This window comes from Nostoc sp., from assembly GCF_036917155.1.
Taxonomy (GTDB): domain Bacteria; phylum Cyanobacteriota; class Cyanobacteriia; order Cyanobacteriales; family Nostocaceae; genus Nostoc.
Map to the genome: position 1 here is coordinate 1 of NZ_JBALDZ010000128.1, position 9949 is coordinate 9949.

A 9949-nucleotide genomic window follows, 5' to 3' on the forward strand; every position below is an offset into this window, starting at 1 on the left:
CGAAAAAGGTTAAACACAGAGGTACTGGAACAATAACCAATCCTCCTGTGTTTGTTGTTTCAAGCACTGCATAGCCTTAACTGAACCGTATTGGGGTAGCCCTGACTGTCTAATAAGTGTTGTAAGGTAAAAACAGCACCTACCAGCAGTAAAAGCTTCGTGATCGAAAAAAAGCCTCGGCATCGCCCACAAAGACATTTCCCGGATGCCAAACGAATAATTGTAAAATGTGAACGAGAATTGTGTATCCATTGCAACACAAGATTAGTTAGCCTTCCATCTTGGCACATGCGAAAAACCATTCAAACCCTAAACGGAGCAATGTTTGTGGCAGGAAAGGGGAAAGAATGTGCCAACGCTGAATGTGAATATTTTGGTCAACACTATTTAGCCTATGGTGTACTAAAATATAGTTTGCCTCAATGCCAAAAGTTCCTGATTACTCTGAAAAACCCCAAAAACCAAGCTCCGAACAGCAGCCAGATAGTACCCCCCTTTTTCAGTCATCACCCCGAAGCAGGTTTCTTTGGGGTTGCGAAACCAACTGGTTCAGGCACTGTCACCGATATCCCTGCAAACTAGGAAATGCAAACAGAAGTTATCAATTTTCAGCGTTCGGTTGGGGAATGTTTTTATTTACTCATTCCCACCGACCCTTTATTAGAAATGCAGCAGGCAATCAGGAATTCAATGCTGGTTGAGTCGGCTGTAAAGCTGATGCTTTCTGGTGCAATCTCTCCTGAAGACTTATTGGAGATGGTCGAGCCTGTTATTGAAAACATGGACGACTACATTGAAGAAGTTGAAGAAAACTTGATAGAAATTTATCTAGCTTAAAGCTTGATATGGGTAATCCAGTTTTGCAGTTAGGCAATTCCGCTAACTGGGATTTATTCTATAGCACCACCGTTCAGGCAGTAAGTAACAATGGAGAATCTTACACTCCAATTCCTACTATTACTGTTCCGACGCTTTTGGAAAGTAATGTTATTGCTGTCTCTGTTAGTTGCTCTTACAAGAAACCGACGTGGTACTTTGGCGGATTCTTAAATCAGCGAATTAATCTCGGCTTAACTGTTGGTGGTTTACCAGATTCGGATGCAGTACAAAAGCGGCGGCTTTACCTTAATCGGCTAACTTTGATTATTTTCCCGAAATTGGTTGATAGTTACGCTGTCACTTTTGACGTGCCTAAATGGTTTCAAGATGTAACGTTTACCTTGTTTGAATACACCGGAACAGAAAGCGATTCTACTGATGACTTGGTTAATCAAATCATTAATGTAGACTTGCCGCGAATTGAAAGCAAGATTGATGCCTTGCCTCATTAACATTAAAGTAAAATTCCCAATTAGCTGAATTTTTACGGTAACATTCCAGATCAAAATACTGCAATCTGCAATGTTGCTATAAAACGCTAATTAACTCTGCGGAAAATTATGCACATAACACTTTCTACTGTCGGACAATTTTTGAAGATAGTGGCTTCCTTCATTGAGCATTACTTAACTGTTCAAGCTCAAAAAGTAGAACCTACTACAACTGACGAGACACCAACTCAATCCCAATCCTAATTACATCAGTGATTACAGAAGCAAGTCTAATGTTGTTTCTGTAATCGCTACAATATTTTTTAACAAATGAAAATAGATATTGTTAGTACGTTAACTATTATTAGTGGATTGCTTGGCTTGATTGGAGCAATCTATAGGTTAGCTCAGGTGGAAGCTAATATTAATGCTAGGATTTCTGGTGTTGAAAGAAATATGTTGGCGGAGGTTGATGCCCTTAAAGATGATTTACTTAATAAGCTCAACTCAACTGAAGGCAAAATAGAACGGCATTTAGTTCAATACGAAGGCGATAAAGAAAATATTTACATCTATCGGCTCAACGATAACAGCAAAGCTATTGAGCATAAATTCAATCGGCTGGCTAACTGGATAACCCAAATCGCCGCCCTTCTATATAAACAATGCGGCTTTCAGATCCAGGACAACAAGTTTTAGTCACTGGGGATTCAGACAATTTCAATGCCAGTACGTCAAGGAGTTCAACATCTTCTTAATTCCCCACACCCTACACCCTACACCCCACACCCAAAAGCTAGGAATAGCAGGGATTTACGCTTTTCTTAGTGCCATTCGATACAGAGGGAAGCGGCTATTGAAGAAGAACGCCTCTGGTACGAGCAACACGGGAAGGATTATGCAGATTATGAATATGACGAGGAGGAGGAAGAATAACTTTGTGCTGACGGGGATTAACGGTAAGCGATGGCTGATGAATTAGCTCTCACATCGCCGTTGTAATTTAAATAAGCAATACTTTAGCAGGCGATAGCTACACATAATGAAAAAAACAAGTTATATATTATTGACTAAGTTATTTAAAGCAGATTTAGCTACTGATTCCGTCCGTGAAGATGTAATTTTTTGGTAGCGTAAGGTAGAAGGATACAGATGACACCACAAGACGCACGACAATATGCACCAGCAACCGAGCGTAACCGCGAACCAATTCTAGAAGTACTTTTACAAGTGTTGCCCGAGAGTGGCACTATTTTGGAAATAGCAAGTGGTACTGGTGAACACGCAGTCTTTTTTGCGTCCAGGCTCAGGGATTGTCTGTGGCTACCAACAGATGTCAATCCACAATTACGAGCGAGTATTATTGCATGGACTGAACACAATGAATGTGATAACGTTTATGCACCGCAATATCTTGATGTCAGAGAACCAGTTTGGGCAGTGGAAAATGGTGCATTTGATTGGCTCCTTAGAGAGCCAATTATCGCCATCGTCAACATCAATATGATTCACATTTCACCTTGGTCTGCCTGTGTGGGGTTAATGGCAGGAGCAGGTCGTATCCTAAAACCAGGAGGTATCCTCTATTTGTATGGCCCCTTCAAACAAGGTGGGGAACATACAGCAGCAACTAATGCAGCTTTTGACGAATATTTACGCGCCGAAAACCAACAGTGGGGTGTGCGTAACTTGGATGATGTTGTAGCAGTAGCTAGCGCACAAAATCTCACTTTGAAACAGATTTACCTGATGCCAGCAAATAATCTTTCAGTAGTGTTTCAACGTTCTGTATAGTGAATAAATTTTAAAAATCATTATCCGTAAAGGGAACTATAGATGGTGAAAACCTTTTCAGCGATGGGTCAAATTCTAACGTTGCTGCATAATCATCTGTTTGTGAGACGGACAGTTCAATTGTTTGCTGATTTTTTTCATCAAAAAGCAACTGAATTTGATAATTAGTCCAGAATTGGTCGCCTAGTTCATCTTCTAAATCAAAAAGTTTTTCTTCATCACCCCATATATTTGACCAAAGGACTATCTTATAGCAATCCTAAATGATTTATGAGAATATACGGAGATATACAACGTGATTTATAAAACTAATTTTTAAGCTATATATTATGCAATGTATATAATTCTAGTCTCCAAATCAAGTCATCAATGAGTGTTTGAAACTACATTTATGGGTTAAGCATTTTCTCACGTATGATTCCGGATTGCTATATTAGCCCGAAAATGGTTTTGACCTGTTGTATCTGCAATGACAAAATATGCTTCGACATTTAAATCAAATCCTAAATCATCGGCTTCTGTCTCTGCTATTTGACAGTTAACCACTATTAAGGTGTCGGGGTTAACGTTTACTACCTGCTCTTGGCGCTTTAATAATTCTTGAAGCACGAAATCAGGCAACAACTGGGAACTCTCCTCAAGTAATTGTTTTTGAGTTTCTGGGGAGTAACGAGTTTTTAATTCTTGGGTGATTAAAGTTAAAATATCTCCAGTAGCTAAATTGACAACTATCTTTTTATCTGCGGGATTAAGAAAACTTCCAACATTCAGATTAATGTGTTTTTTAATTGGCATAGTTCTGTAAAATCATTTGAAGTTGAGCAGAGCATTCACAAATAAAGCGAAAATTTTTCAGAAAAAACTGCTATCTCATTAATTCTGACAACATCTGCTCCAAAATATCTTCTATAGTTTCTTCATCTAAGGAGTGCAGATGTGTTGGCCCAGCAAGAAATTCTTTAATAGTGATTTTCTGTTCTCTAAAATCCTTAACAAAATCCCGAATCTCAGAAACGACGTTAATTTGAGATTCCATTGTTTCTACGATCGCAGCCATAGCGTCAATGCCTTTTTTAGCAGCTTTTCGAGAATCGCAAACCATCGTTCCTTCTGGAGTATTTTTTGTCAAACGCAGTTCCTGTTTCAATTTTTCATATTGAGCGAGGAGGATTTGATTGTGCTGTTCTAGAGTTCGGCATCTACGGGTTAAATCATCCTCGTTATTATTGTCAATAATTTCTAAGGGTTGTTGACTTTGTTCAATTTGAAGAAGTCTTGCTAAATCCCCCTCTTGGTAGGCTTTATTAATTTCTTTCATGATTTCTGTGTGAGACTTCTGTGTTTCAGTGTCTCTGGCTTTATCAGGGTGAAAGATTTCAGCTAATTTCAGAAATGTTTGACGAATTTTTCTTTGGTCATCTGTTCTGACAAAAGAGGCAGAGTCTACAGACTGTTGTCCTTGCCAATATTGATGCTGTTGTTCACTAGTTTCCTTTGAAAAATCTGATTGGGAATCTTCATTGTCAAATGATTCGTCTAATGTATCTAACTGTTGGCTGTTGGGTTTTAGACTGATGGCTCCAGTTATCTGTAGGTTACGGTAAACTGCTTGTATATTTTTGAGGGTTTGTTTACCGAACTTTCTAGTAGTAAGAATCTCCTCAAACAGAGCATGGATTTCCTGGTCTAACTCAGCCATTTTTCGGAAACCGGGAGTAGCTTTATTGAGAAATTCTGTGCCAAAAGAACGCATCTGTTCAACAAAGTTCTTCAGTTCTGTGCGCTTTCTCTTAATCTGTTTGAGTAGTGATTGATGTTCTTTTTCTAAAAATTCTAAGCGGATATGTAATTGAGACAGAGCCAGCGGAGTTACTTTAATTGATTGCGATGGGACTGTAGTTTTTCGAGGCATGAAATACGTATGTAAGTTGAAAGTTTAAAATATAACTATCGCATTACTTAGGAATGCGAAAAAAGACATCTCAAGGATTATACACCACGAACTTAAATGAAGTTTTTAACAAATTCGGCAGAATTCCCCGTGCCTAAAGTACGATTTACCGATTTACCCAGTGGTAATTTTCTCATTTGATGATTACTCTAGAAGCGTGAGAATGGCGAGGCGATCGCAACATTCAAAAAGGAAATTATGTATTCTTTATCACTTTTTTTGTGGTCAACTACTGATTTATAAAAAATATTGCTTAGAAAGGAGAAGAATGTAAAGAATATACAAAGCTTGGTATTTGTATGTACATTTTTCGGCAAATAATAGACCTACATGTGTGTCCATACCCAAGAGATTATTACTCCAATAGTTAGAAGCAATCACCACTGCAAACCCTTAAGGGACTTCCAGAATCATTTAAAAATAGGAGTTAAAGCTTATTGACACAATAAATTATGGTAAAGATTATTGGTCAAAACCAGAAGGCGAAAAATCTATGCAACTTGGTTGACAGCGATCGCCTTATTGACAAGCCGCAATTTAGAAGAGTTTGGTGGTCGTGTATCAAATTCTGGCGAAGGGCGCCAGAATGAGAACGCAGCAATTGAATCTGTAGCGACTCCGGTGAAAAGTTACGCGCTCTTTGCTCGTTTTAGCTGGCGTGGAGAAGCAAACTTTGCCGACAAACTTTTGTCAGGCATACGCTATCAGTTTGGCGGGCATGATGAAAAAGCTAATTCTTAAAGAGGTTAGTCATGGAAACTTCTGATTCAGACGCACTGGTATTTTTTGGGGCAACAGGTGACTTGGCCTACAAGAAAATCTTCCCCAGCCTTCAGGCAATGGTACGACGGGGGAATCTCAATGTCCCAGTGATTGGGGTTGCCGGACGATCTTGGACAACGGATCAACTTAGGGAAAGGGCACGTGATAGCTTAGAACATAATGGTGGTATAGATCAAGACGCATTTGAGAAACTTTCTGGTCTACTCCAATACGTTGCTGGTGACTATAACAAACCAGAAACTTACGAAAAATTACGTCTTGCCCTTGGTGATGCTACTCATCCCCTCTACTATTTGGCAATTCCACCGAGCTTGTTTGCACAAGTAGTGTCAGGATTGGGCGAATCAGGCTGTGCTAAAAATGCGCGGGTGGTAATTGAAAAACCATTTGGACGGGATTTTAAATCAGCACGCGAGTTAAATCAAATTCTGGGATCAGTTTTTCCCGAATCATCCATCTATCGCATCGACCATTACCTGGGCAAAGAACCACTGCTGAATTTACTCTATTTTCGGTTTGCCAACTCTTTTCTCGAACCCATTTGGAATCGCAACTATGTTGAAAGCATCCAGATTGTGATGGCAGAGGACTTTGGGATTCAAGGAAGGGGGCGCTTCTATGAGGAAACTGGCGCAATTCGGGATGTGGTGGAAAACCACATGCTGCAAATATTGGCTTCAGTGTGTATGGATGCTCCCGCCAGTAAGGCTACCGATTCCATCCGGGATGAAAAAGAGCGTATTCTCAAAGCTATAGGGGAAGTGCAACCCGATGAGATTATTCGCGGTCAATTTTCTGATTACCGCAACGAAGAAGGTGTTTCGCCTGACTCCCAAGTAGAAACTTTTGTTGCCGTGCGGTTATTTATTAATACGTGGCGGTGGTCAGGAGTTCCCATCTACATTCGGGCTGGGAAGAAATTGCCTGTCAAAACTACTGAGGTGATGGTCAAGTTCAAGTGTCCACCTTTAAATGTGTTCCAGGAGGGAAGACAAGAAAACGGTAATTATGTTCGTTTTTTACTAGATCCAGAGGTAATTGTGGGATTGGGCGCTCGCACTAAAATCCCTGGAGAAGATATGATCGGTTCTACGGTTGAACTCCTAGCCTTTTACGGAGGTGGCGACGAAATGGAACCCTATGAACGTCTATTGGGTGATGCTATGCGGGGCGATCCCACCTTGTTTGTACGAGAAGATACCGTAGAAGAGGAATGGCGGATTGTCCAGCCAATTCTCGATAACGTCACACCCATTTATGAGTATGAGCCAAATACATGGGGTCCACCTGAGTCAGATCAACTGCTCTTGCCAAGGGATCAGTGGTACAACCCATTAGCTAGAGATGATTAATTAAAAAAGTCAATATAGCTTGGTCGCCGGATTCAAATGCAACAAGCCTCTAACTCAAATAGTGATAAACACCCAAAACATCGACATTGGTTTTGGTATATTTTTGGAACGTCAGTTGGTTTACTCGGCTTATATGGAGTGGTGAGTTATGTGGTTTTACCAGCACTGTGGCGTCACTACGAACATAACCCCAAGCTGGAACATTCTCCGAAAACGACGCAAACGGCAGAAGGGATCTCTGGAGATCCTTTGAATATTGGATTTGTCGGTACAACAGCAGAAGTGGTGCAGGTGCTACTGGCAGCAGGCTGGTATCCGGCAGACCCGATCACCTTAGGCTCAAGTGTTGGAATTGCTAAAAGTGTTCTCCTTAAGGATTCTTACCCAACTGCACCTGTAAGTAATTTATATCTGTGGGGCCGTAAACAGGATTTAGCTTTTGAACTACCTACAGGAAACAATGCCAAAACTAGACATCACATTCGCTTGTGGCAATCAAACAACCTGAATGCTGATAGTAGACCCTTATGGTTAGGTTCAGCAACATTTGACCAAAGCGTGGAACTTAGCCACCGCACAGGACAGATTACTCACCATATTGACGCAGACATTGATCAAGAAAGAGATAACGTAATTAAAAGTATTGATTTGACACACCAGATTGCCCAATTATATCAAGTCACAGGTATAGGGGCCACATGGGTTGGTCGTAACGGAGGAGGTGACAGATATTTTACAGATGGCGAACTAACTATTTGTGTACTTTCAATGAATAATATTGCTCAAACAAAACCATCAACTTATTCACCATCACCAGAGCCTGTTCAGTTCAAAAATCAACTGTGGTCATGGCTGCGACACTATTTGAAATAGCTCAACTCAAGAAAACAGGATAATTTTATGCAAATGCACAAAATGTTAAACTTCTTTTTCAAGAAAGATAATTTAAATTTCTAGACCTCTGTGAGGGTAAATAGAATAAAATTTTAGCTAGGAAGTAAAATATCTAAACAAATTAAAATTGACTTGACTATATGGGCACAAACAAGAGAGAAAAACGAGACTTGTTTTAATCAGGCTCATAGCTATTCTGAAAAATTATGCGCCATCCCAGGCACTAAATTTGTAAAATTAAAACAGAAGAATAAGTGATAGTAATGGCGAATCCCAGAGATACAGAGAATGGATGGTCGCAGTTAACTCGCGGTGCGCCATTGGCAGTAATGGTAGCGGTGGTACTCTATATTTTATACCAACTTTTACCAGTATTAGAACTTTTAGTTGTTGCAGCATTGATTGCTTTAATTTTACGAACCCTATTAAGGTTTTTGCAAAAGTTAGTCAAATCACAGGATATTGCTGTTTTGTTACTAATTGGATTAATCATCGGATTTGTTGTGGTATTAGCTACTGTAGTCCTACCTAGTGTGACATTTGAATCTCAAAAATTAATCAAAACATTACCAACTTATCTCAATAGATTGACAGGAGATGTTGAGCAACTGCGTCAGAAATTTGCTTTTATTCCTGACATTTCCCAAGCACTAATACAATTACGGAATTTGACCGACCAGTTACTAGGGGGAGTACCAGTTTTTTTAGGTGAAGCTTTGAGTTTAACCGTAGAGTTGGTAGCGACGTTAATTTTAGCGCTTTACATGGCTTACGATCCTAATTCCTTAGTGAAAGGGATTTTAAGATTAGTCCCAAGGCGACATCATCAACGGTTTAAACGAATCCTTAAGGCTTGTGAGACAAGATTGCGAGGCTGGATTTTCGGGACAGGAATAGCGATGATATTTCTGGGTGTTGGAGCAACGTTTGGACTTTTGATTTTGGGGATTCCGTCAGCTCTACCATTTGGGATTATTGCGGGATTATTTGAAATAATTCCTTATTTTGGTTCGGTGATTGGCGCTTTTTTACCAGCATTAGTAGCATTGAGTATTTCACCGCTAAAAATAGTATTTGTGTTGATACTTTTCTTTGTAATGAATCAAATAGATGCCCATGTTGTTCAGCCTTTGGTGATGGGTCAGCAAGTTAATATTCATCCAGTGATGGTGATTGTAACATTTTTGGTCATGGGTAAGCTATTTGGATTTATTGGTGTGCTACTTGCAGTGCCTGCGGCAGCAGTGATAATTACGCTGATTGATGAGTTTACTCCGTCAGAAAACCTGATAGAGTCAGTCGGAGTTGAAGCTGGAATAGATGTTCAATCGAACGACATTACTCAAGATCGCAACCAAAGTTGAAAATCGAAGAAAAAATCAGCATTTACTGTTTGATTTACTTTCCAAGACTTAAAATGAGCGCTTAATATTTTCGCAATAAGTAATGATAAGAATGTAGATTATGTTTTTGCCAGTTGATTGATGATGGGTGCATTGGGATTGCCAATAATTTGGCCGTAGGATTTATTTTCTTCAACAATCACAAAGATATGGTCATATTTAGGGATGGCTTTGTCGTCTGGTGTCGGAGTTGAAACTACTGCTGCTGTATTTTCAACTGCTTGCGGTGGGTTAGTAACTGATTGACTAGAGCAATCTAATCTGAATTGGTGGCTATTTGAATTGGAATCATCATTAGCGTTAAAAGATTATGATCAAGTTTACGCTCGGAAAATTTTCGACCAATATTTTGCGAATGGAAATAAAACCCAATACGGTTCAGTTAAGGCTATGCAGTGCTTGAAACAACAAACACAGGAGGATTGGTTATTGTTCCAGTACCTCTGTGTTTAACCTTTTTCG

12 protein-coding genes are annotated in these 9949 nt (G+C 39.7%); 10 read left to right on the forward strand and 2 right to left on the reverse strand.

Annotation, left to right across the window (positions count from 1 at the left end; translation table 11 throughout):
* Positions 1-288 precede the first annotated feature (288 nt).
* The 6 genes from V7K67_RS17665 to V7K67_RS17690 all read left to right on the forward strand — a co-directional run bounded on the left by V7K67_RS17665 (position 289) and on the right by V7K67_RS17690 (position 3104).
* Entirely contained in the window at positions 289-582 is a 294-nt protein-coding gene (locus V7K67_RS17665) for a hypothetical protein (RefSeq protein WP_335167736.1), read from the forward strand.
* Positions 583-585: 3 nt separating this feature from the next.
* On the forward strand, positions 586-837 hold the full coding sequence (locus tag V7K67_RS17670) for a hypothetical protein (protein WP_335167738.1): 252 nt from the start codon (positions 586-588) through the stop codon (positions 835-837).
* A gap of 8 nt (positions 838-845) precedes the next feature.
* On the forward strand, positions 846-1331 hold the full coding sequence (locus tag V7K67_RS17675; protein ID WP_335167739.1) for a hypothetical protein: 486 nt from the start codon (positions 846-848) through the stop codon (positions 1329-1331).
* A 108-nt stretch (positions 1332-1439) separates the two neighbouring features.
* Positions 1440-1574 carry a hypothetical protein gene (locus V7K67_RS17680; RefSeq protein WP_334730568.1) on the forward strand — a complete coding sequence of 45 codons (135 nt, stop codon included), beginning with the start codon at positions 1440-1442 and terminating at the stop codon, positions 1572-1574.
* A 66-nt stretch (positions 1575-1640) separates the two neighbouring features.
* Positions 1641-2009 (forward strand): hypothetical protein, encoded by a 369-nt coding sequence (locus V7K67_RS17685; RefSeq protein WP_335167741.1) that lies wholly within the window; start codon positions 1641-1643, stop codon positions 2007-2009.
* A 453-nt stretch (positions 2010-2462) separates the two neighbouring features.
* Positions 2463-3104: a DUF938 domain-containing protein gene (locus V7K67_RS17690; RefSeq protein ID WP_334730566.1), complete on the forward strand. Its 642-nt coding sequence runs from the start codon at positions 2463-2465 to the stop codon at positions 3102-3104.
* A gap of 408 nt (positions 3105-3512) precedes the next feature.
* Here the strand turns inward: V7K67_RS17690 and V7K67_RS17695 are convergent, their stop codons facing one another.
* Both V7K67_RS17695 and V7K67_RS17700 read right to left on the reverse strand, forming a co-directional pair.
* Entirely contained in the window at positions 3513-3899 is a 387-nt protein-coding gene (locus tag V7K67_RS17695) for a hypothetical protein (RefSeq protein ID WP_335167743.1), read from the reverse strand.
* A 70-nt stretch (positions 3900-3969) separates the two neighbouring features.
* The gene (locus V7K67_RS17700; protein WP_335167745.1) at positions 3970-5016 is read right to left on the reverse strand and encodes a J domain-containing protein; all 1047 of its coding nucleotides are present in this window, start codon (positions 5014-5016) and stop codon (positions 3970-3972) included.
* A 504-nt stretch (positions 5017-5520) separates the two neighbouring features.
* Between V7K67_RS17700 and V7K67_RS17705 the strand changes: the two genes are divergently transcribed.
* From V7K67_RS17705 to V7K67_RS17720, 4 genes are all read left to right on the forward strand, one after another.
* On the forward strand, positions 5521-5796 hold the full coding sequence (locus V7K67_RS17705; protein ID WP_334731411.1) for a hypothetical protein: 276 nt from the start codon (positions 5521-5523) through the stop codon (positions 5794-5796).
* 11 nt (positions 5797-5807) lie between these two features.
* The gene (gene zwf, locus V7K67_RS17710) at positions 5808-7190 is read left to right on the forward strand and encodes a glucose-6-phosphate dehydrogenase (protein WP_334731412.1); all 1383 of its coding nucleotides are present in this window, start codon (positions 5808-5810) and stop codon (positions 7188-7190) included.
* Positions 7191-7226: 36 nt separating this feature from the next.
* A complete protein-coding gene (locus V7K67_RS17715) occupies positions 7227-8063 on the forward strand; it encodes an LssY C-terminal domain-containing protein (RefSeq protein ID WP_335166556.1) in 837 nt (278 codons plus the stop codon).
* A 284-nt stretch (positions 8064-8347) separates the two neighbouring features.
* Entirely contained in the window at positions 8348-9448 is a 1101-nt protein-coding gene (locus V7K67_RS17720; protein ID WP_335167747.1) for an AI-2E family transporter, read from the forward strand.
* Positions 9449-9949: the final 501 nt, after the last annotated feature.